The organism is Caballeronia sp. AZ10_KS36 (genome assembly GCF_023631105.1).
GTDB lineage: Bacteria > Pseudomonadota > Gammaproteobacteria > Burkholderiales > Burkholderiaceae > Caballeronia.
Window position 1 is genome coordinate 1 of sequence record NZ_JALQDQ010000051.1, and the last position, 22,371, is coordinate 22,371.

The 22,371-nt window shown below is 56.4% G+C and carries 21 protein-coding genes; 13 read left to right on the plus strand and 8 right to left on the minus strand.

From position 1 onward, the window contains the following. Positions 1–124 precede the first annotated feature (124 nt). The 3 genes from NCR35_RS29320 (at position 125) to NCR35_RS29330 (ending at position 2,952) form a co-directional block, all read left to right on the plus strand. The gene (locus NCR35_RS29320; RefSeq protein ID WP_250537396.1) at positions 125–1,261 is read left to right on the plus strand and encodes an aromatic ring-hydroxylating oxygenase subunit alpha; all 1,137 of its coding nucleotides are present in this window, start codon (positions 125–127) and stop codon (positions 1,259–1,261) included. Positions 1,262–1,310: 49 nt separating this feature from the next. Further along, positions 1,311–1,625 carry a non-heme iron oxygenase ferredoxin subunit gene (locus tag NCR35_RS29325; RefSeq protein WP_250537397.1) on the plus strand — a complete coding sequence of 105 codons (315 nt, stop codon included), beginning with the start codon at positions 1,311–1,313 and terminating at the stop codon, positions 1,623–1,625. 91 nt (positions 1,626–1,716) lie between these two features. After that, a complete protein-coding gene (locus NCR35_RS29330; RefSeq protein ID WP_250537398.1) occupies positions 1,717–2,952 on the plus strand; it encodes an NAD(P)/FAD-dependent oxidoreductase in 1,236 nt (411 codons plus the stop codon). 377 nt (positions 2,953–3,329) lie between these two features. On the opposite strand, the gene NCR35_RS29335 is transcribed toward NCR35_RS29330, so the two are convergent. After that, the gene (locus tag NCR35_RS29335) at positions 3,330–3,920 is read right to left on the minus strand and encodes a MarR family winged helix-turn-helix transcriptional regulator (protein WP_250537399.1); all 591 of its coding nucleotides are present in this window, start codon (positions 3,918–3,920) and stop codon (positions 3,330–3,332) included. A gap of 270 nt (positions 3,921–4,190) precedes the next feature. Between NCR35_RS29335 and NCR35_RS29340 the strand changes: the two genes are divergently transcribed. The 5 genes from NCR35_RS29340 (at position 4,191) to NCR35_RS29360 (ending at position 10,514) form a co-directional block, all read left to right on the plus strand. Further along, complete coding sequence (locus NCR35_RS29340; RefSeq protein WP_250537420.1) at positions 4,191–5,513, plus strand: MFS transporter; 1,323 nt, start codon at positions 4,191–4,193, stop codon at positions 5,511–5,513. A 461-nt stretch (positions 5,514–5,974) separates the two neighbouring features. Beyond that, positions 5,975–6,940: a PDR/VanB family oxidoreductase gene (locus NCR35_RS29345; protein WP_502801738.1), complete on the plus strand. Its 966-nt coding sequence runs from the start codon at positions 5,975–5,977 to the stop codon at positions 6,938–6,940. A gap of 39 nt (positions 6,941–6,979) precedes the next feature. Then, positions 6,980–8,302 carry a Rieske 2Fe-2S domain-containing protein gene (locus NCR35_RS29350; RefSeq protein ID WP_250537401.1) on the plus strand — a complete coding sequence of 441 codons (1,323 nt, stop codon included), beginning with the start codon at positions 6,980–6,982 and terminating at the stop codon, positions 8,300–8,302. Continuing rightward, positions 8,302–9,474 carry a Gfo/Idh/MocA family protein gene (locus tag NCR35_RS29355; protein ID WP_250537402.1) on the plus strand — a complete coding sequence of 391 codons (1,173 nt, stop codon included), beginning with the start codon at positions 8,302–8,304 and terminating at the stop codon, positions 9,472–9,474. Before NCR35_RS29350 ends, NCR35_RS29355 begins: the two co-directional genes overlap by 1 nt. A gap of 47 nt (positions 9,475–9,521) precedes the next feature. Beyond that, positions 9,522–10,514 carry an ABC transporter substrate-binding protein gene (locus NCR35_RS29360; RefSeq protein ID WP_250537403.1) on the plus strand — a complete coding sequence of 331 codons (993 nt, stop codon included), beginning with the start codon at positions 9,522–9,524 and terminating at the stop codon, positions 10,512–10,514. Between the two features lie 276 nt (positions 10,515–10,790). Here NCR35_RS29360 and NCR35_RS29365 read toward each other — a convergent pair whose 3' ends face one another. Together NCR35_RS29365 and NCR35_RS29370 are read right to left on the minus strand one after the other, a co-directional pair. Then, positions 10,791–11,813, minus strand: a complete 1,023-nt coding sequence (locus tag NCR35_RS29365) for an alpha/beta fold hydrolase (RefSeq protein WP_250537404.1) — start codon at positions 11,811–11,813, stop codon at positions 10,791–10,793. A gap of 898 nt (positions 11,814–12,711) precedes the next feature. Further along, on the minus strand, positions 12,712–13,464 hold the full coding sequence (locus tag NCR35_RS29370) for an IclR family transcriptional regulator (RefSeq protein WP_250537405.1): 753 nt from the start codon (positions 13,462–13,464) through the stop codon (positions 12,712–12,714). Positions 13,465–13,719: 255 nt separating this feature from the next. On the opposite strand from NCR35_RS29370, the gene NCR35_RS29375 reads away from it, so the two are divergent. From NCR35_RS29375 to NCR35_RS29395, 5 genes are all read left to right on the plus strand, one after another. After that, positions 13,720–14,028 (plus strand): DUF485 domain-containing protein, encoded by a 309-nt coding sequence (locus NCR35_RS29375; protein WP_250537406.1) that lies wholly within the window; start codon positions 13,720–13,722, stop codon positions 14,026–14,028. A gap of 40 nt (positions 14,029–14,068) precedes the next feature. Continuing rightward, positions 14,069–15,571: a solute symporter family protein gene (locus NCR35_RS29380; RefSeq protein WP_250537407.1), complete on the plus strand. Its 1,503-nt coding sequence runs from the start codon at positions 14,069–14,071 to the stop codon at positions 15,569–15,571. After that, positions 15,571–16,338, plus strand: a complete 768-nt coding sequence (locus tag NCR35_RS29385; protein WP_250537408.1) for a maleate cis-trans isomerase family protein — start codon at positions 15,571–15,573, stop codon at positions 16,336–16,338. Before NCR35_RS29380 ends, NCR35_RS29385 begins: the two co-directional genes overlap by 1 nt. A 30-nt stretch (positions 16,339–16,368) precedes the next feature. Next, complete coding sequence (locus NCR35_RS29390) at positions 16,369–16,887, plus strand: cupin domain-containing protein (protein ID WP_250537409.1); 519 nt, start codon at positions 16,369–16,371, stop codon at positions 16,885–16,887. A gap of 98 nt (positions 16,888–16,985) precedes the next feature. Further along, a complete protein-coding gene (locus tag NCR35_RS29395; protein WP_250537410.1) occupies positions 16,986–17,855 on the plus strand; it encodes an amidohydrolase family protein in 870 nt (289 codons plus the stop codon). 325 nt (positions 17,856–18,180) lie between these two features. Here the strand turns inward: NCR35_RS29395 and NCR35_RS29400 are convergent, their stop codons facing one another. From NCR35_RS29400 to NCR35_RS29420, 5 genes are all read right to left on the minus strand, one after another. Next, positions 18,181–18,621, minus strand: a complete 441-nt coding sequence (locus NCR35_RS29400) for a bacteriohemerythrin (RefSeq protein ID WP_250537411.1) — start codon at positions 18,619–18,621, stop codon at positions 18,181–18,183. Positions 18,622–18,894: 273 nt separating this feature from the next. Then, positions 18,895–19,470: a MarR family winged helix-turn-helix transcriptional regulator gene (locus NCR35_RS29405; RefSeq protein WP_250537412.1), complete on the minus strand. Its 576-nt coding sequence runs from the start codon at positions 19,468–19,470 to the stop codon at positions 18,895–18,897. Positions 19,471–19,578: 108 nt separating this feature from the next. Beyond that, entirely contained in the window at positions 19,579–20,358 is a 780-nt protein-coding gene (locus NCR35_RS29410) for an ABC transporter ATP-binding protein (protein WP_250537413.1), read from the minus strand. A 13-nt stretch (positions 20,359–20,371) separates the two neighbouring features. Then, positions 20,372–21,184 (minus strand): ABC transporter permease, encoded by an 813-nt coding sequence (locus NCR35_RS29415; RefSeq protein WP_250537414.1) that lies wholly within the window; start codon positions 21,182–21,184, stop codon positions 20,372–20,374. A 23-nt stretch (positions 21,185–21,207) separates the two neighbouring features. Continuing rightward, positions 21,208–22,206 (minus strand): ABC transporter substrate-binding protein, encoded by a 999-nt coding sequence (locus NCR35_RS29420; RefSeq protein ID WP_250537415.1) that lies wholly within the window; start codon positions 22,204–22,206, stop codon positions 21,208–21,210. Positions 22,207–22,371: the final 165 nt, after the last annotated feature.

Here is a 22,371-nt window from a genome sequence, read left to right on the forward strand (position 1 = left end):
AAAGCCGATCAAGTGGAAGTATGACGATCCTTCACGTCGAATCCGCCAGGTGCCAAATCAATGACGCAGTCGACTAGGATGCACTACATGCAGCATATTTCGGATTGATTCTCAGGAGACTGTCGTGAGTAGTGCAAAGGAAAAAATCATCAGACTGCAGCCGCAATTCGACAAGACGCGTCAGAAACTGTCGGTCGCACGGCATTTGCCCGGTGCGGTCTACAGCTCGGTCGATATCTACGCTATGGAGAAAGAGAAAATCTTCATGACCCACTGGCTTTCGGTGGCGCGGGTAGAGGAGGTCGCCAATGTCGGCGACTACATGACCTTCAACGTCATGGGTGAATCGATTGTCATTGCGCGCCCTTCAGAAGACGAAATCGTCGTCTACATGAACCAGTGCCTGCATCGTGGTGTAGAGGTGGCGACCGGCTGCGGAAATAGCGAGGAATTTAGCTGCCCCTATCACGCATGGCTGTACGGCATCGATGGAAAGCTGATTTCTGCGCCTGGCATGAAAGCATGCGATGTTGATCTTTCGCACGCATCGTTGCGACGGGTGAAGAGTCACGTCTGGCGCGGATGGGTTTTCGTCAATTTCGCCGACGAACCCGTGCCGTTCGAAGAGTTTATTGAACCGTATGAACGCAGCCTCTGGTGGTTCCGGACCGACGAGTGCAAGCTCGCTGATCGCGTGGTCATCGATGTCAAGTGCAACTGGAAATTTTTGACCGAGAATCTGATCGACATTTACCACGTTGGCGTCATTCACAGGAATACGTTCGGCGGTTTCGTCAAGGGCGAGCAACTCAAATTCCATCTTGAGAAAGATGGCGGCTGGCACACCAGCTATGAGGCGAGGCCGCATTCGAAGAGCGGTGTCCAGGTTTTCCCGACGCTGCCGTGGGCTGTCGACAAGCCGTCCGGGATCGCCTGCAAAGCAGGTATCTATCCCAACCTCAACCTGTCGATGCGCTCAGACAGCGTCCGCGCATGGCATGTCTGGCCGGTTACGCCCGATACGACGCGGATCATCTGCTATTTGATGTTCCCGCCAGCAGCGTTCGACATTCCGAACTATGAAGAGGAACTTGCGAAATATCGAGAGTTTGTCAGGCAGATTATTGCTGAAGACGCGGTCATGGTTGAGTCGCTTCAAAATTCCGCTGGATCGAAATTCTTCACGCCGGGCCCCATGTCGCCCCTCGAAGAGGCCTTGTACCACATGGAAAATCACTATCTCGAATTGATGTCGGCCTGAAGCGGTACGCATGCCCGCCCCTCAAAGAGGCGGGCGTTGGAGAATCTAAATGAACGAACAGTGGAAACAGGTTGCAACCGTCGACCAAATAAGTGAAGGGGACACGCTGCGTGTCGAAGTCGGGGACCAATCTTTGTGTCTTTATCGTGTCGACGGCACTGTCTATGCCACCCAGGATCTCTGTACGCATGGTCAGGCAAGTTTAGCCGACGGCCTGATCCTCGATGGATGCCTGATCGAATGTCCGCTCCACGAGGGCACGTTCGATATCCGCACTGGCGCGCCGGTTGGCGCGCCTTGCAAGGTTGCACTCTCATGCTTCCCTGTCCGGGTCGACGGCGAGGATGTGTTGGTTGGAGTGTGAACGACGCTGCCGCGCAAACGTGTGCCATGCCTCCGAGTGAGTCTGGTGTAAGGCTCTCGGTGAAACTGGCGCTGAATAGGAGAAGGGACGCATGGACACCAACATCGTCATAGTGGGAGGCGGCCAAGCCGGGGCGTGGGTGGCGCGATCCATACGTGAGGCTGGATTCGCCGGGACTGTGACGCTTCTTGGCGATGAATCGCATCTACCTTATGAGCGTCCACCGTTGTCAAAAGCCGGACTACTCGGTACGGGTGAGGCTTATGCGCCGGTTTTCGCGCGCGAAGAATACGAGAAGTTGGATATTCGGCTTGAATTGGGGAAGCGGGTGACCGCCATCGATCGCGCACTCCGGGAGGTCGCATGTGCTGACGGCAGCCGGTATCCGTATGACCGTCTTGCCTTGGCAACAGGGGGGCAGGCACGCCGGCCTATATTTCCAGGTAATGATCTTCCGGGAGTGCTAACGCTGCGCACGCTCGCGGACGCGTCAGCGATCGCGACAAGAATGCGCGAGGGCGGCCATGCGCTGGTCGTTGGCGGCGGGTGGATTGGGCTAGAAGTGGCTGCGGCCGCTCGGCAACGGGGAATGTCAGTAACGCTACTGGAGTATGCCGAACGGATTTGTGCGCGGTCGCTCCCGCCGTTTATGTCGGAGTATCTTCTGCACGCGCACTTGGAGCACGGCGTACACGTGCGGACCCAGACATCTTTGACTAGCGTTCGCGCCACGGATGATGGGCGATTGATAGCGACGCTGGCGGCCAGCGACGAATGCATTGAACCTGCCGATTTGATTGTGCTGGGTGTCGGATTGGCTCCGCACACGGAACTGGCGGTCGCCGCCGGGCTTCATGTCGAGAATGGAATCGTCGTCGACGATACGGGAGCCACGTCGGATCCAGCTATTTTTGCGGCCGGGGATGTGGCTTGTTTACCGCTGTCCTGGCAGCCAGACAGACTGCGGCTCGAGTCGTGGGCGAATGCGCAAAACCATGCAATCGCAGTTGGTCGAACGATGGCGGGCGATTCTTCCGTTCGCTACGACGACTTGCCGTGGTTCTGGTCGGATCAGTACGATTTGAACATTCAAATGGTGGGATTGTTTGGGCCCGGCAGAGAAGAGGTAGTTCGAGGCGATCCATCCGCGCACAGCTTTTCCCTGTTTCAAATCGAAAACGGGCGGATCGTAGCCGCTGCATCGGTGAACGCGGCACGCGACCTCAAGCAGGCAAAACAACTGATCAAGAAGGCGACGGTGGTGGACACCGCTTCCCTTGCTGATCCGGCAATTCCGCTGAATCGATTGCCCTCCGTCGCTGCGTGAGACAGCATTCTCCGCCCTTCTTTTTTCCGCTGTGGCCAGGGCATGGGCGGTGGAGTGCACGCTCGCTCTGTTGGAATTTGCACGGGCTTGTTTGCAAGACGCTGTCGGGCGGCTGCGAGCGAAATTCCAAGCAGCCCCATTTTGTGATACTACGTAGATCGCCTGCTATGCAGCCCATGGCGTTGGACCGCATGCCTTAGCCTTCCTTTTCTGAAGCAACGCCAGATGGATTGGTGCGCGGGCCTCGGCTCCGAACCGATCCAATGGGACCGTAACCAGCTGATGATGGAGTTGCGAACGTGAAGTTTCCCTGCGCCGATTGCGATCTGTGTCGCGTTGTAGGCTAGCGTACTGTTCCGAAAAGCTGGTATCGGAATCTACTCAGATTCCTCGAGCGTCTCACCTCGCTCAGCGATAATTCTCCCAAGCTCGCGGGTCGACGGAACGCGTCGGCCCGGATTGGTTGAGTCTGCTTCATCCTCAGCTAGGTTCTCGATAATTGCGAGGAGTACCTTACGCGCTGTCTTAATGTCACGCTCGCTCAGCCCCGCCACGCTTATGTCGTTGACCTCCTCAGCCAGCGGGACTAGTTTCGCCTTTAACGCACGCCCTTTAGGCGTAAGGTAGACGTGGGTATTTTTCTTGTTTTCCGGGCGCTGCTGCCGCTCGACTAAACCCAGCTTTTCCATGGCTGTGACAGCCGCAAAGGTTGTCGGAGCCATGACCCCCGCCTGATCGCTCAGTTCACGTTGCGTGAGCCCGTCTCTCTCCCAAAGTATGCGTAGGAACGTCCAGTGTCCGAAAGACACGGCATGCTCCGTGAGGCGCATCTGTAGCGCCCGCACCATGGAGCGCGTAGCGTCTTTTACAAGGTGGGCAAGGCGATCGTTCGGCACAGACTCGTGCCAATGACGCAGCATTTCGGCAGTCTCGCGCGGCGCGGCGCTTTCACTCTTCTTGCGTGGCATAACAATGTTTTCCGGAACTCAATAGTCGCGTAAACCACATGATAACTGGTCGCGATAGCCGTTCGCGCCTCCGGCTGGGCCACGGTGCGCATGTCGGTGCAAACCCTTACTTGTTTGCGTCTCGGCACCTTTGTACGATTATGGTTAGATATCGAATAAAAAATCCTTGATGCCCCGACGGTGCGGACGACCTCTGCGCGTTGCACGCATCGTTTTTATGAGTAAGAGCAACGGAGACGTCTGGTGGCCAAACCCACAGTCACTCAATTCATGTCGGAATCGGACGCATCGGCGGCACGCGTCGAGGCGACGTATCACAAAGTCACTTGGCGGCTAATGTCGTTCATCTTCATCTGCTGGGTGCTGAACTATTTGGACCGTGTGAATGTAAGCTTCGCGCAACTGCATCTGAAGCAGGATCTCGGTCTTTCAGATGCGGCTTATGGTCTGGGCGTGAGTCTTTTCTTCATTGGCTACATCTGCCTCGAAGTGCCGAGCACTCTTTGGCTCAAGAAGATCGGCGCACGCCTGACGATCTCGCGCATCATGGTCTTATGGGGCGGTATATCGACTGCGATGGCATTTATGACCACGCCGACGCAGTTTTATGTCGCGCGTATCTTGCTGGGCGCGGCAGAAGCTGGTTTCTGGCCCGGCATCATTCTGTACCTGACCTTTTGGTATCCGGGTGCACGTCGCGCACGTATTACTTCGCGCTTTCTGCTTGCGATCGCGGCAGCAGGCATCATCGGCGGCCCGCTGTCCGGCTGGATCCTTCATAATTTTGTAGACGTCTTAGGCTATCGAAACTGGCAGTGGCTCTTCTTCTTGGAAGGTCTGCCGGCGTTGGTGATGGGCGTCGTCGCGTTTTTCTACCTGGTCGACCGGCCACAAGACGCGCGGTGGCTCGACGACGAGCAGAAAAGGATCATCCTCGACGCACTTGCCGCTGACCGCGCCGAGAAGAAACCGTCGAAGCACGGTCGCCACCAATTGCTCGTTGCTTTGAAGGATCCGCGCGTATATATCCTTGCGGCAGGGTGGGGAACGGTGCCGTTGTGTGGAACAATTCTCAACTACTGGACGCCGACGATTATCCGTCAGGCGGGCGTCGCTGATGTGTTCCATATCGGTCTGCTGTCTGCGCTGCCATACATCATCGGTGCGCTCGGAATGTTCGCGGTGGCGCGGAGTTCCGATGTAACGCTCGAACGGCGTTGGCACTTCTTCGGTTGTACGGCGATCGGCGGCCTCGGCGGACTTCTGTTGCCGATGGTCTCGGGAAACTCCCTCCTCTCGATCGTCTGTCTCGGAATGATTTCCATTTCCTACTTCGGCGCGGCTGCGATTATCTGGTCAATACCGCCCGCGTATCTGAGCGACGAAACAGCCGCAGCTGGTATCGGATTGATCAGCAGCCTTGGGCAGGTCGGCGCGTTCTGTGGACCGATCGCGCTGGGCTGGACTAAGACGCTTACTGGAAGCCTGTCGCTCGGCCTGTCCGGCATCGCTACGCTCGTCTTTCTGGGCGGGGTAGCGGTCTTGCTTGGCGTCCCGGCTAACACCCTGCGTGAACACCTGCAAAAGTCTTAAACGCTCGCGAAACGTTGGGGGCCCACGTGGGGCGCCGCTTCTTTTTCACTATCCGTGGAGTTGAGGCCGGGTCCTGGCTGCCCAGCGGAGGCGTCGGGTTGTCGGATGTGTGGGTTACTGCCAAGCCAACGCTTGATGGGACAACCGTAATCTGAGAGAGCGAATGCCGGACGAGGCACCCGAGGCAGGCGTCTGCGCCGCAAGAAACGGCGCCTGTCGTCCCGATACCACCACGGACGCTGCGCGTAACGCGGTCTATTTCATATTGTGAAACATGCGCATCCTGGCGACACTGTGCCGCCTACCTGCGAAACACGGCCGTGATTCCTAGATCATTCAGCGCTCAGGGAAAACCCGCTTGTGCAAATATTCTTAGATATCTAATATAAACGCATCGGGTAATGACGTGGATTAGCACCTGTGTTGGGCAGACCAGATTGGAGAGAAAGGTAATGAGTGACATGGCAAACAACGAGCTTTTATTCAAGACGCTCGTGGTGACCGAGAAGGAGGAAATCGCGGGAGGGATCTTTCGATTCGAACTGCGTGATCCGGAGGGCCGAGAACTCACGCCTTTTACCGCTGGGGCGCATGTGACGGTGCGCGTGCCGAGCGGGGCGAATCGCAACTATTCGTTGTCCAACGATCCTCAAGAGACCGACCGCTATGTGATCGCGGTCAAGCGGGACGCGGCGGGGCGTGGTGGTTCAATCAGCATGGCAGACGACCTGCACGTAGGCGATCGGATCGCTGTTGCAGAGCCGCGCAACGAGTTCGAACTGAGCGAGCGCGCTCGAAGCTTTGTGTTCGTGGCGGGCGGCATCGGTATTACGCCAATTCTGTCGATGATGCGTTATCTGAGCTCTACGGCAGGGCCTCGCTTCAGGCTGTATTACCTCACCCGCAGCCCTGAAATGACGGCGTTCCTGGAAGAGCTTAAAGGTTCGGAGTGGCGCTCGCAGGTCGTGATTCATCACGATCACGGAGACCTGGCGAACGCGTTTGATTTTTGGCCTGTTTTTGAGAAGCCGGGTAGCGGAACTCACGTCTACTGCTGCGGGCCACGTGTGCTGATGGACAGCGTGCGTGATATGACAGGCCATTGGCCGCAAGGCAGCGTCCATTTTGAGAGCTTCGGTGTTGATCAATCGCTCGCAGCGGAAAACAAACCGTTCAGGGTCAAGCTTGAGAAATCTGGCCAGACCTTCGAGATACCAAGGGATCGCTCAATCCTTGAGATCCTTCGCGATAACGGGATCCGGGCTCCGAGCTCATGCGAGAGCGGAACGTGCGGATCGTGCCGCACAAGACTTTGCTCTGGAGATGCAGAGCATCGCGACATGGTCCTCACCGAGGATGAGAAATCGACGCAGATCATGATCTGTGTTTCACGGGCGAAGGGCGAGGAGTTGGTCCTCGATATCTAACGGGCGACTGTAATCGAACTGGTGGCAAGGAGATAGTTAATGCTTACGCATGAAGAGAATGAACTGCTGTGTCGTGTTGAGGGTGACGCCCCCATGGGACAGATGATGCGACGTCATTGGACGCCTGTGTGTCTCATCGAGGAAGTCAGCGAGCCGGACGGCGCGCCCGTGAAAGCTCGAGTATTGGGTGAAGACCTGGTCGTCTTCCGCGACACTGACGGTAACGTCGGCGTTATGGACGAATACTGTCCGCACCGCCGCGTCTCCCTCGTTTATGGCCGCAACGAGGACTGTGGTCTGCGCTGCCTTTATCACGGCTGGAAGATGGACGTGAAAGGCAACATCGTCGAGATGGTCTCTGAACCCTCAAGCAGCGAGATGACGAAGAAGGTCAAACACAAGGCCTATGAGACTAAGGAATGGGGCGGATTCGTATGGGCCTACATGGGTCCGCAGGACGCAATTCCCGAGTTCGTGCCGCCTCCTTGGGCGCCAACCGAAGATGCACGTGTGAGCATTGCCAAGGCGATCCTGCCGTGCAACTGGGCGCAGGTTCTTGAAGGCGCGATCGACTCCGCCCATAGCTCGAGTTTGCATTCGTCGGACTTCGTGCCGGCGCGCGTTGGCGGCGCGGAAGCGACTGCGAAAAACTGGTTGCGGCCGTCGACGGACAAGGCGCCGCGACTGCAGGTGCATCGCACGAGCTACGGCTTCCGCTACGCCGCTTTGCGCCGTCCGATTCAAAACGCTGCCACGCACGACTACGTACGCTCGACAGTGTTCGTCGCGCCCGCAACTGCGCTTATTCCACCGAATAACCTGTATAACGTCGCGAACATCAATGTACCTTGCGACGATACCAGCACTGCGTTTTACTTCATGGCATGGGGCGATCCGGACAAAACGCCTGAGACGGAAACGTGGCGCAAGTTCTTGGGACAGCGTGTTGGGTTCGATCTGGACGAGTATTACCGTCCGTTGCGCAATCATGACAATCGCTTCTGGCAGGACCGCGAGGCAATGAAAGCCGGTAACTTCACAGGTATCAAGGGTTTTCCGAACCAAGATATCGCAATGTGGGTCACGATGGGTCCAATCGCTGACCGTTCAGAAGAGCGGCTCGGGGCGAGTGACGTTGCCGTCGTGGAGTTTCGTCGGCGTATGCTGGATGCCCTCAAGGACTTCCAGGCTGGCGAGACGGCCATCGGAACAGCGGAGATGGCTATCCCGAGAAGCGTTTGCTCATTCCAGGCGATGGTGCCGAAGGACACTGACTGGAAACAGTTCGCAGCACAGCCGGTGTGGGGTGAGCGCGAGCAGCAATCCGCGGAGCTCGAAACCAATTACCAGGTCCAACAGTGATGGAAAAGCTGAGACTCGGCATCGTTGGACTGGGCCGCGCGTTCTCGCTGATGCTGCCGACGTTTCTAGCGGACTCCAGGGTCGAACTGGCCGGCGCGTGCGATCCGCGAGCTCAAGCGCGTGCGCAGTTCGAATTTGACTTCGGTGCTCCAACGTTCGACGACATCGAGGCGCTTGCGCGAATGCCTGGCATTGATGCGATCTACATCGCCAGCCCGCATCAGTTCCACGCTACGCACACTCGTGTCGCGGCGCAATTCGGCAAGCACGTGCTCGTCGAAAAGCCGATGGCCCTTTCGCTCGCTGAATGCGATCAAATGATTGCTGCCTGCCGTGACGCGAACGTGCATTTGATCGTAGGTCATTGTCATAGCTTCGATACGCCGTACCTGCGCACGCGCGAGCTGATTTCGTCGGGTGCGGTCGGCAACGTCAAGATGATTCAGGCCTTGAACTACACGGACTATCTCTTCCGTCCGCGTAGGCCAGAAGAACTAAGGACGGACGAAGGCGGCGGCGCGGTCTTCAGCCAGGCGGCGCATCAAGTCGACATCGTTCGTCTCCTTGCCGGTAGCTCCGTGACTCGTATTCGCGCAGCGGTCGGCAACTGGGATCGGTCGCGTCCGACCGAAGGAGCCTATACCGCGACCCTTTGGTTCGAGAACGGCTCGTTCGCATCGCTTTCGTACAACGGCTATGCGCATTTTGATTCGGATGAGTGGACCGGGTGGATTGGCGAAATGGGTCGACCCAAGAGTCTCGACGATTATGGCAGCGCACGCCGCAAGCTAGCACGCGTACAGTCAAAGGATGAGGAAGCACGGCTCAAGGCGGCAGGCACATACGGCGGCGACGGCTACACAGCTCCGTCGACGACTAGCGCCGCTAGGGCACAACATCAGCATTTCGGCCCGATCATCGTGTCGTGCGAACAGGCAGACCTGCGGCCCCTGCCGGACAGCATCGTTGTGTACGGTGATGAGCGCTGCCAGCGAATTGCCCTCGAAGCGCCTGCCGTCCCGCGCGCCGAGGTCATTGATGAATTGGTCGCTGCCGTGCATGGCGGCCTCCCGCCGCTGCATGACGGGAACTGGGCGCGCGGTACGCTCGAGATCTGTATCGCCATGCTGCGATCGAGCGCAGAGCAACGCGATGTGCTTATCGGCGTTTGACCTTTGAGGCGCGCCCAATACGAGAAACAACCGACAGGAAAGCAATTATGAGCAAGCTAAATTTGTCCGTGGCCGTGGGCAATTACGACCGTATGCGGCCGCTGGTCGACGGCGAAGTGCAGATCGACGGTGTCGATCCCGTTTTCATGCTGCAAGACCCGGAAGAGATCTTCTTTCGTGCGTTCCGTCATGCGGACTACGATATCTGCGAACTGTCGCTCTCGAGTTACAGCGTGAAGACAGCGGCCGGTACGAGTCCCTATATCGGCGTGCCGATTTTTCCTTCTCGCGCATTCCGTCACACGTCGATTTACGTTAGAAACGATCGTGGCATCGAGTCCCCCAGCGACCTGAAAGGCAAGCGTATCGGGGTGCCTGAATATCAACTCACCGCTAACGTCTGGGCTCGTCTCTTTCTGGAAGAAGATCATGGCGTCAAGGCGTCCGATGTGACGTGGGTACGCGGTGGCTACGAGGAGACTGGACGCGAGGAGAAAATCAAACTGAATCTTCCCGCTGACGTGCATCTCGAGAACGCGCCGTCGGATGTGACAATTTCCGGTCTCCTCGCATCCGGCGAAATCGATGCTGTCATTGGTCCGCGCGCCCCGTCATGCTTCACGAACGGCCACCCCAACGTCAAATACCTTTACGCAGAGCCCCAGAAAGCGGCGGCTGACTGGTATCAGCGTACAAAGCTCTTTCCGATCATGCATTTGCTGGGCATCCGGCGTTCGCTGGCTGAGCAGCATCCGTGGCTCCCGGGCGCGGTTGCGAAGGCGTTTGAGCGATCAAAGCACGTGGCCTTGACGAAACTCAGCGATACTTCGGCAACGAAGGTGACTTTGCCATTCGTCGAAGAACAACTGCGAGCAGCACGCCAGCTCATGGGTGAAGACTTCTGGTCGTATGGCTTCGACGCGAATCGCCACGTCCTGCAGCGATTCCTGGCGCGGCATCATGCGGAGGGGCTGTCTTCCCGAAAATTGGAGCCGGAAGAACTGTTTCACCCCGCCACGTTAGAAAGCTTTAAGATTTAAGCGCAGGTTGTCGTTGCCTAGAAAGGCTCCGGTCCGCTCGTACGGTCCGGAGCTGAGCGTCGTCTCAGACGATAGAAACCTTAGACCGTGGTGCGCAACAGAGTTCTAGCGGCGGCAACGGCTAGCCGCCTGGTCATCAGCAGTTGGGTGCCGACTCTTTGCGGTTTTCAATGCCTGTGTTACGGGTGTCACTCAGTTGCCCCGGAAAGGGGCGGCCACATAGCTAGCGCACCGTGCAGGCGTCACGGCGGGCCAACTTCGCATCGGCTATTGAACTTAGCCAATCCAACGCGCGATCAATTTGGCAATCACATCACTGTTCTGTTCCATCATCATCATGTGCCCGTTTCCAGCGACGCCTTTGTCGCCCAGGTAGTAGTAGTCGACTTTCGCTCCATTTGATTTCAGCCAGTCGACCGTTTTCTGATCGATATCCTTCGGATGATCAGTGTCGTTAGTGCCAGTTACGACGACGACGGGCTTGTCTCTGTAGTACCGGCGATCTTCGACCTTGAGTTGAGTACCGTGGATATTCAGCCGCTGCTGCAGAAGCTTCGCGGGAATCGGGATAAGACTTGCGGTGTAGCTCGCAGTGAACTCGCGTGGAAACAGTTCGCTCTTACCGATCAGCTTGCCGACGACGAAACCTTGCGTTGAAACGAAGGGGCCTGTACGGTTCAATGTGTAATTGGTCGTTCCACGAATCACGATCTTCTCGGGAGTCTCACTGACGACATCGGCAGGGGGTTGTATATTTCCTGGAGGCCCCGGGGCGATAGCTACAAGTCTTGAGACGTGCTGCCCATACTTTTCCAGTACCTTCCAGCCATATGCGCCCGACATACTGTGAGTCAGCAGCACGACTGACTGACCGATGGATTCAATAACCTTGCCGATCCCCGCACATACAATCTCACCATTCACGTCTGCGTCGGCGATATAACCGCTGCGTCCCGTTGCAGGCCAATCTAATACGACAACCGGATAGCCCATCTTCACAAAATCAAAAGCCCATCCCGGTCGGCCATCGGCAGTGACCTGATAACAGGAGCCGGTGTGTGCGCCGCCGGGTACCATTACGATGGTCGGCTTGTTGGTTTGCTTGGCAGGCTTAAGGTGCTCGTAGTAAGTGTTTGGATCCTGAACATACCCACAGGAAATATCGATGCCATCGTGGGAAGACTGTTTGGCAGTCGTTGACACTGGCTTGATAGCAATGCCAACTCCGGTGATCGCAGCCAATGCCCCGAAATGTCGCCGGGAGATGATGGAGGGTGCAACGTTGGTCTTCGATTTCACGTTGTTCTTTCCGGTTAATATTGTTCTTGTTTAGCCTGAGTTGGCGCCCGCGAATGTTAGCAAAGCGCGGCGTGTCTCGGGCGTTCGAACTCGCTGTGTTCGTGCCTTCCAATCGGAAGAATGAAGCGATGGATGCCCCACGCCACGCGCATTTGAAGGGATGCACGTTTTTGCGGAGAACCAACTTATGCCTCGGCAACGGCACATAGATGCGAAAGGGACGGAGAGGGACGTGTTGCCGTTCTCGCCGTACCGCCTGCCCCCCTGACGTGAATAAGGCTCCAGGTGAATCCCGACTCGGTCTTCTTGCCCCGCTCTGGCAGCGCAAGACAGTTTATTATAGATCTAATATATTGCACCAGCCAACGGGATTGGCGCTTTCCCCTATCGTGCATTTTTACGCGTGGTCGGTCAGTTCGAGGGAGCGACGGTCGCACGTGAAGCTTCGCGACTCGTATCGTTCGCGGAGGTCCTCGCAGTGAACAGACGGCGAGGATTCGACTCGCCAATCAGATCCACAGCACGATAGCCCATTGCACCAAAGTCCAAGGGCAGGCACGGCTATCGTGATCGCGCCGAAGCGTCGGTCCAACTCAGCATTAACTTGTGCGCCGTCGCGACGACCGTTCGTCAAACGGCTTACGAGTTCGTGATGTTCGGCGTGTTGATTACCTGCAATCCGTTGAGTCCGGTGTACGCAGGAATCGAATCGACCTCGGCACTACGCGCACTGTCGATGATCTTGGCGGGTGACGGCATTCGTACGAGCGAGTGACGCTCCTCGCAACAGCTTAATCTCCGAGAATCAGGTACCGCATGTCTTGTATAGGAATGAAAACGCCTATAGCCGCAAGGATTCGCGCGACGCCCTTGCGCCAATGTGCATGCACGTCGCTCGTCATCGGGGGGTGCCGATAAGTCGCTCTGCGAGCATGAGAGAGCCACTTTTCAGAATGGCGGCCTGATATTCGTAATCATCTTTGTCCACCATCTTGCAAGGAAAGGCAATTCCAAGCGCGGCAATCAGTTCGCCTTCGCGCCCGACCACGGGCACTGCCATGGCGCCGATACCCGGTACGCGCTCACCATCAGAGGTGGCATATCCCTGACGAAACACAAGGTTCAATTCGGCTTCGATCGCTGCGGGATCCGTGATTGTCCTTCCCGTCACGCGTTCGAACGGGGCTGCGCGAAGCATTTTTTGACGGGTCGATTCGTCGGCATAAGTGGCTAGCACCTTTCCGGCGGCCGTTGCGTGGAACGGGAAATATGACCCGAAGTTAGAGGAGAGGTCGACCGGAACCGGCCCCGCGATGCCAATCAAATACAGGGGCTTAAGGTTGTCCAGTACTGAGAGCGTGGTGTTGAATCCGCTGCGATCTACCACACCTCTGAGCACCGGGAAGGCTTGCCGTGTCAGTGGATCGAACTGCACGAACCGCGCGCCGAAAACGTAGGCTGCCAGTCCGACCGAATAGGTGCGCGTTCGCGGGTCCTGCTCGAGCCATCCCGCGTCTCGGAAGCTGCCGAGAATCCGCGATACCTGACTCTTGGGAAGGCTGAATCGCTCTGCCAACTCGCCGACCGTCTTGCGTTCACCGCCCTCTACGAAGGCCTCGAGCATCTGAAGCGCCGTCTTAATAGTTTTCATATAGGTTGTGCTATTTGCAACGAGAAAAAGCGGCAACGGGGACTGTTTGCACAAAACTTTATCACTTTCTCGAGCCGTCAGGCCGGCGCTGCATTGCTATATTTGCAACAAGCATTTTTCTCTGGAGTTTGTCACCCCTCGGCGTTCAAAATTGGGCCTCAAGAATTAGATAACTAACAAAAGTTGCGATCCTTCTAGCCGCGGTTGGGGGGAGGTCCTCAGCACGGCGCAGACCGTTTGATCAGGAGACGTTTTATGCAGACAATTACATCCGAAGCCGTAGTATCTCCGCCGCCGTCCAGCCTAAGATCCGTGGCAGTGCGCCGTCAAAGGGTGTCGCTATGTACAACCTTGGCACTGTTGATCGCTCATTTCGCGTTCATTACCTCAATCGCCTACTACAAGCAGTTGTTGTCGTATGAGTTGATGCCTGGGCTCTCGCTCGCCATCGCTGTCGGATTTGCGACTGTCGGTTTCGCGCTCGCGTTGACGTTTGGGTATGTCGTGTGGGTAGACAAAATCCACGACAAATCGATCAGGGAACTGCGCAAGGGGGGGATGTGAAACGAATGCAGTAACGACCGGGCGAGCAAACTTCGCGTCATTGTCTTTCTTCGTTCTGTTTCTGTGCTCCACTCTCGCCATTACTTGGTGGGCGGCGAAACGCACCAAAACATCCGACGACTTTTTTGCGGCCGGCGGCAGCATAGGGCCCCTTCAGAATGGGGTTGCACTTGCCGGCGATTTCGTGGCTGCTGCCGGCTTTCTCGGTATTTCCGGTCTGGTGTCACTGGTTGGTTTCGACGGGCTTATTTATGCTATCGGTGGCGTAATAGGTTGGCCCGTCATGCTTTTTCTCTTCGGAGAACCTCTCAGAAATCTCGGGAAATATTCTTTCGGTGACGTACTCGCATACAGACTCAATTCTCCTCGTATTCGGATTGTCACAGGGATTACGACACTCGGCATCACCATCTGCTATCTAGTGATGCAGATGGTTGGCGCGGGCGATCTGGTGCATCTTCTCTTTGGAATGGACTATGACGTCGCTATCTGGATTATTGGCGCGTTCATGCTGGTCTACGTCATCTTCGGAGGGATGCTAGCAACGACTTGGGTTCAGATCGTCAAAGCGGTCCTGATGTCATTCGCGGCGCTAGTAATGACTTATCTCTCGCTCCGACTGTTCCAGTACGACCCGCTTACGCTTTTCTCGACCGCCGCGGCGCGTCAGGGCCCGTCCGTCCTAGTGCCTGGAAGGCTTATCTCGAATCCGCTTGATGCAATATCGGTCAGCCTCGCGTTGGCGCTTGGCGTGGCCAGCCTTCCGCATGTCCTGATGCGATTCTTTACGGTACCGGATGGACGCGCTGCACGCCGATCGCTGGTCTACGCGACGACGATTATTAGCATTTTCCTTATGCTTACTTTCATCCTGGGCTTCGCAGCGATGGAGTTGGTCGGTAAGCAGGCGATATCGGGTATGGATCGTGGCGGGAACATGGCGATTCCATTGCTCGCGGAAAAGCTTGGGGGACCTTCGTTCCTCGGATTCATTTGTGCAGTGTCTTTTGCCACCATCCTCGCTGTAGTGTCTGGCCTTGCGATCACTGGTGCCACCACTGTCTCGCATGATCTTTTTGATGCGGTCCTGAGGAAAGGCCGCAGTTCTCAGAAGCAGATTATGCTCGTTGCGCGGCTCGCCACCGTCGCGCTAGCTCTAGTCGCCGTGATATTGGGTCTTGTCTTGCGTGGCCAAAATGTCGCTTTCTTGGTGGGTCTGGCGACGTCGGTCGCCGCCGCAGCGAACTTTCCAGCCATTTTCTTGGCCATTTACTGGAAACGCTACACGGTCGCAGGCGCGGTTTGGGGAATGCTCGTCGGACTGTTCTCGAGCCTAATCTTCATCTATTTTTCGCCGACGATACAAGTCGACGTTCTTAAGCATTCAAGCGCAATGCTGTCTTTACGCAATCCGGCTATCGTATGCGTCCCACTCAGCTTTGTGGTGAGTGTGATTGCCTCACTCCTGACTCAGCGCGAGGACGCCGCCGAACGTTACGAGCAGATTGAAAAGAGAATCCTTCTCGGGGCAGGAGAGGCGTGATGGATAGAAAGACTGTGAACTATGGTCAACGCGCGCGGATAGGGGTGTTAATGCCGTCTGGGAACACGGCAGCGGAACCCGAACTATCGGCCATGATGCCTGACGGTGTCTCCTGCCACGTGACCCGCCTTCCGCTGAACGGCAGCAGCGCGGAGGATCTACTTGGCATGACCGCTCAGCTCGAGCCAGCGGCAATTCTTCTTCGGGATATCAGGCCGGATCTGATTGTCTTTCATTGTACGGCCGTCTCGACTTGGGATCCCGCTATGGATGAGACGCTTTGCACACGTATCCAACACGCGACCGGGGTGCGAACCACTACGACGGCGGCGGCGCTCGTCAAGGCCATCGAGTGCATTGGAGCCAAGACGATCGTGCTTCTCACTCCATACATCGATGAGATCAATGAACGGGAAGTAACTTTTCTGCGTCATCACGGGATATCGGTTATCGATTGCCACGGCCTCGGCCTGAAAACGCCAGAGGAGATGATGGCAGTAGAGCCTGAGTCGTGGATGGACTTAGCCTTGCAGCATCGTAGCGAGGCGGCTGACGCATACGTCATCAGTTGCACGGCCATTCGTACGCTCCCCGTGATTGACGAACTCGAAAAGGTTCTAGGACGTCCCGTCATCACGAGCAACCAAGCTATGGCTTGGCATGCTCTGCGGCAGTCGAATGTGCTCGACCTCGTGAAAAGGGCGGGCAAACTGCTTTCGGGTCAGTCCGATATCGACGAACACGTGGCGATGCTTTCGTCGATTTGAATACGTGCCAACCTTTCAACAGGAGACAACATGTCAACCCCCAACAATCAAGAAATCGCACCGATTGCCAATAGCGCAAGGGAATGGCGAGACGCCATGGCTAAGATGGCGGAGAAGAAGACCCCGAGCTTCTTTCATATCCGTGCTCGACTGCCATTGCAAGGCCGGACGAATCAAGTTCTTGGCGCGTCGCCCTATATGAATGTGGTGCTCAAGACTTATGCGAGTGGCGGAGAAAACGAAATCCACGCGCACACAAACGAGGATCACGTGTTTGTGGTTCTCCAGGGCGGAGCCACGTTTTTTGGCCCGCGGGGCGAGGAACGTTCGGTGCAGAAGAATGACTGCGTCCTCGTACCTTCGGGTGCCCTTTACTCGTTCCACGCCAACGAGGGAGAGCCTCTTGTGATGCTTCGCGTGGGGGCCGCCATCGATCCGACCCAGGACGTACTGGCTCGAGTTGATGAGCATGGTCAGCCGTTCGATGGGTACTCTGAGAAGAATAAGGAGGTTGAAGTCGTCCTTGACGACGCTTCGATCTTTGAATGAGCGGCTCTTTCTGAGTCGCGCTCCATCCCATGCGCCCACGTGCCGACGCGGCACGGTGGGCCGCAAGAATGTGCCTTACCGTCACAGGACTTTATATAATGCCTGAACTTTGCCAACCGCCTGTTTCGTCAGTGCGGGAGCCAGCCTTCAAGTTACCACCCGGTGCTACAGATTGCCACGTTCACGTCTACGGTCCCGACGCGGTATACCCGGTCGCGCCGACTCGTGCTTTCGACGTACCGGAAGCCCTTCCCGCGACGCTTGCGCAAGTACTTGATCGGATGAAAATCGAGCGCGTCGTGCTCGTTCAACCCAGCGGATATGGCGTCGATAACCGACGTCATCTTGATGCGCTCGCAGAGGTTGGCCGTCCCGCAAGGATGATCGCCGCGCTACGACTCGATGTTACCGACTCGGCTCTCAAGGAGATGCATGAGCGCGGCGTGCGCGGGGTGCGTTACACAATCGGGCATGCGGGTGCAGCACCTCTTTCTGAAATGCCCACGCTGGCAAAACGCATTGCCGACCTCGGCTGGCATATCCAACTGCACGTAATGAACGACGGCGGAGGTAGTCCGCTTACCGAGATGGAACAAACGCTCGTCGATCTTCCGACAGATGTGGTAATCGACCATATCGCGTCGGTTCGGCCCGAGAAAGGTCTCTCTCAGCCCGGGTTCGAGACGCTGCAGCGACTCTTGGATAAGGGAAGGTGCTGGGTCAAGCTCTCGGGTGCCTATCGTGTCTCAAGCGTGCCGCCGTATGCGGATATGGTGCCGTTGGTCAGTCGCTTGTTGTCCGTGCGTCCTGACCGCCTGGTTTGGGCGAGCGACTGGCCGCATGTCTCGTTCAAGGGCGCGATGCCTAATACGACGGATCTACTAGACCAACTGACGACGTGGATACCCGACGAGGATCAGCGTAAGGCTGTACTCGTAGACAATCCCGCGAATCTCTACGGATTTTGATGCAGTTTTTTATCCGAAGGGCGCGGCTAACTGCGCCCTTCGCTGTGGTAGATAGCCACTGCGAACACACTGGTACAAGTCTGATGGTTGATACGGCTAGCTATGAGCCGCTTTTCTAGTTGACGCGGGCGGGGGAAGGCCCATCGGATTGCCGTCAGGCAGATCCCAACGGAGTCTTACGCGGCTTCGACGACAGGTTCCTGAAGGGCGTATGCCGACAGCGGCATTGATGCCCCCAGTTAAGCGGAAGTGTTTTCAACGTTAACTGACGAAATCGTCCGACGCTGCATGAGCGTTCGCTGTGGCAATCTCCGGCTGCAATCGTTCACTTAATCGATCGTCTGAGCACGACAGGCTTGCCGCCCATGGTCTGTTTGGTCATCCATGCCGCTAGAGCGGAGTCCAGGTAGTCGGCGTGACCGGGAAACCACTCGAAAAGACGCTGGCCGAGGTCCCGGACGAGTTCCGCACTGGCTCGTCCTTCGGCCACCGCAGCCTTCACTTCACCGACCGACTTGAGTACTGCTGCATGTTCTTCAATGTGACAGTCGCGCGGTGGAAAGTTCGTCGCGCGCATCCACTGGTCTTCCTGCTCGAAGTGGCTAAGGGCATGCTGTTCGAACTTCTCTATCGCTGCTGCGGCAGTCGCGTCCGTGCACGTCACCAGCCGCAGCGCGACTTCGTAGAACTCCTTGTGTACATCGTCCATCGGCGTGAAGCCCAGTAGTCGCGCGTCGTTCCAGACAACGCTATTGTCGCTGACCATCCGCGGGGCATCGCTGTCTCTTGCCGGTGGCGTTCGTGGAGAAGTTTGGGCCGTCACGTTCAACTACTCCTGCGCTTTCAGTGTTCTGTTGCCATTCAGTTCATGCTGCGAGGAACCTAGCACCTGCCGTGCCTCCGCGCTATGTTTTCCACGTCGAACGCTTCGCTTGATCGCACGATATTCCTTCTCGACCTAGGCGCTTACTACACGGGCATCGGTGATCGAGATTAAAACCGAGCATGTTTGGACCTAATGTGTCCACTAGGCGCTGACTTACTTATGTACTCGTGTTGCGACAAGCCTTCCCAGCTCACGCGTAGATCTGATGCGCCGGCCAAGATTCATCGATTCCGATTCGTCTTTTGCGAGATTCTCAATGATCGTGAGCAATACTTTGCGGGCTAGTTCGACTTCGCTTTCCTTCAAACCGTGAACACCGAGCTCATTGACTTTCTCAGCGTGTGGAACCAACTCCGCTTTAAGAGCCCGGCCCCGGTCGGTCAGGTAGACGTAGGTGTTTTTCTTGTTTGCCGTCGAATGACGACGCTCCACGTAACCCAGCTTCTCCATGGTAGCAACTGCAGTGAAGGTCGTTGGCGTCATCACGCCAGCTCGAATACTTAGCTCCTTCTGCGTGAGGCCATCCTCTTCCCACAATACGCGAAGAAACGCCCAATGCCCAAAGGAGACATCGTAATTCGCCAGGCGAAGTTGTAGTCCTCTCACCATCGCGCGCGCGGCATCCTTGACTAAATGCGCCAACCGATCATGGGGAACGGCAACTTGCCAATGGCGCAAGATTGGGTCCGTCGTGCTCGGCGGCTTTGGAGGCACTGACTGTGATGTCATTTGAAATCGCCACCTCGAGTGATTTTGGCTGAAATTGAATCGTGCTGCCACGAAAGTGCGGTACGTGTCTATCGCACAGGGTCGCCTGGACGCTTCTCGGCGCCGCAATTACGCGGCGTCAGCGTCCATGAACTCTTTCATGGTCTTCTCGAAGACTTCAAGCACTTTCGACTCGACGTCGTGCATTTGAGCACTGCCATATTCCCGCGGCCGAGGCAAATCAACATCGATTATCGATGCAATACGGGTGGGCTTTGGGGTGTAGATGACAATTCTGTCCGCGAGAAAGCACGCTTCAATGATGTCGTGCGTAACAAAGACGACGGTGCGTTGGTCTTTCATCCATGTGTTGATCAACTCCGAGCGGAGTTTTCGAGCCGTAATCTCGTCAAGTGCCCCGAAGGGCTCGTCCATCAGAAGGAGCCCCGGGTTGCGAATGTACGCTCGCGCGATGCCTACACGATGCTGCATCCCGCCGGAGATCTGGTGAGGGTAGAAGTCTTCATAGCCGGTTAAGTTTACCAAGTCCAGCACTGAACGAATCTTCTCGTCTTCACCGGGCGATGCTCTTCCGGTCTCGCCCCGTAGGGCGAAGCGCAGATTTTCGGCGACGGTTCGCCATTGCAGCAAGCGAGGTTGCTGGAACACATACCCGTAGTGAGGAAGCTTCTTAGCGACCGGCGTGCCGTCTACGACAACGCTTCCGGAAGTTGGAGTCAGAAACCCCGAGATGCAATTCAGGGTCACCGATTTGCCCGCACCGGAAGGTCCTAGCAGGCAGACGAACTCGCCTTCCTTGATGGTCAAATCGATGTCGTCAAGGATCTTGATTGATCCAGTAGGGGTCTCAAAGCACTTCGTCAAGCCGGAGATAATGATGTTGCTCATGGTCTGTGTTCCTTCAGCCCCGCTTCCAGCGCGTTGCATAACGCTCGATCGGAGCGATGATAAGCCAGTCGGTCAGTAACATCAGTATTACCAGCCAAACGGTCCAGGCGAAGACTTCGTTTGTGCGATTGAACTCCCATCCGACATACAGGTTGTAGCCAATCCCGCCACCGCTGGCACCGCCCGCGAAGAGCTCTGCGAGCACGACGATCTTCCAGCAGATTGCGACCATCGTTCTCGAGGCGCTCACGAGATAAGGAGTCAAGCTCGGTAGGATGATGTGCCGAAACGTCATATAACGGTTCGCCTTGACCGACTCGGCCATTTCGAACAGTTGGCGATCGATCTGGTTAAGCCCCGCGGCGACGTTGAAGGCGATAATAGTGAAGCCGGCAACGAAAATCGTGAATACAACGGAGATCTGTGTCAATCCAAACCAGATCATCGACATCAGCGCCCAAACCACGTACGGCACCGTTTGGGTAAAGTTGAGCAACGGTCCGACAAAGGACTCATATCGCTTTAGGGCAAAGCCGGCAAGAGTGCCGACAACGAGCGATGCGGCGGCACCTATACAAACGGACTTCAGCGTGGCTAATGTTGCCCGCCAAAGAATCCCATCGGTGGCGAACCCTGCCAAGTCCGTAAAGATGTGAGGAAGGGATGGGAAGACATAACTTGGCTGGGTAAGCGAGAACAATTGCCACCCGATAAGCAAGACGGCGAATGCTGCCGCTGCGGCTCCCATCCGGTTACGTTGAGAGCGGCGAATATTGCGTCGATATGTGGCAGTCGGGCTACCAGCGGGCGAGATTGCAGCTTTCATAGACGTTGTCTCCCTTTCCTTGCCTAGGGCATAATCCAAAAATCGGAAGCTTTAACAGGGCGGGGAACTTGACGAATCTCGTAGAGGCGATCGTAGTAAGCCTGAACCTGTCTCAAGAACGCAGGATCATTCTGGTCCGTGATGTAGTCGCCCGCGTATGGCTTAAGAAGCGCCTCAACCTGTTCCGGTGACTCCTTCAGCGCGGGCACGGCTGCAGAGAGTGCTGCAGACGCCTCCGGCAAATTCTTCGGAAGCGAACGCGCCTCAGAGTCCAAGATTGTGAGGAACTTTTTGACGGCGTCCTTGTTTGAGCTGTAGAAATCTTGGCGCGCGGTAACGTTCAGCGCGAAGAGTGTGGCTCCGTAGTGCCGCTTATAAAGTTCAACGGGGCGGAAGATCTCTTTAACGGTACCTGAGCGGATGGCTTGGCTCAGATAGGGTTCGTAGAGGGTCGCGCCTTCGATAGTGCCATTTTGTAGGGCGGCGATAATTCCGGCAGGCGGTAGGACAGAAACCCTGATGTCACGCATAAGATCGACGTTTTCAATCTTGAATGCGAGATAGGTTGCACCGAAGTTCGTACCTGAAAGGGACACGACTCCGTACGGCTTGCCTTTAAAATCCGTCGGCGTCTTCGCCGTAGAGGTCGACTTTACAACCACCGCCCAAAAGTCTGCTGGCTGGACCGCCTTTAGAACGACAATTGGCACGCCAGCGGCAAAGAGTTGACCTGCTTCGATCGCGCCTGCGTTAATGTCGACGTCGATTGCCTTTCCCTTGAACGCATCGTACTTTTGGCTAGATTGGACGAAGGGTTGCGGCTGAACATCGAGCCCCGCCTGTTTGAACAATCCTTTCTTCTGAGCGCTGGACAGTGCGGCGCTGGTGATATCCGTCGTAATGGTATATCCGACGCGGATCGTGGTTGGTCGGGCGAGCGCCGGTGCACTGATCGCGATCGTCATGCACAAAGGTGCGAGCTTGCGCAGCAGGCGCGGCCCGAGGCCGAGGATGCCGTTCATGTAATGTCTCCGTTTAATTAACGATGTCGGTTTCAGTTGGCGGGCACGCCCGCTAACTGACCAATGTTGTTAGATGTCTAATTACTTCAATATACGGTAGATATAATTAGATGTCTAACGGTTGTGCCATAGGACAAACACTGACGTCTTTTGGAATAAGGCAGC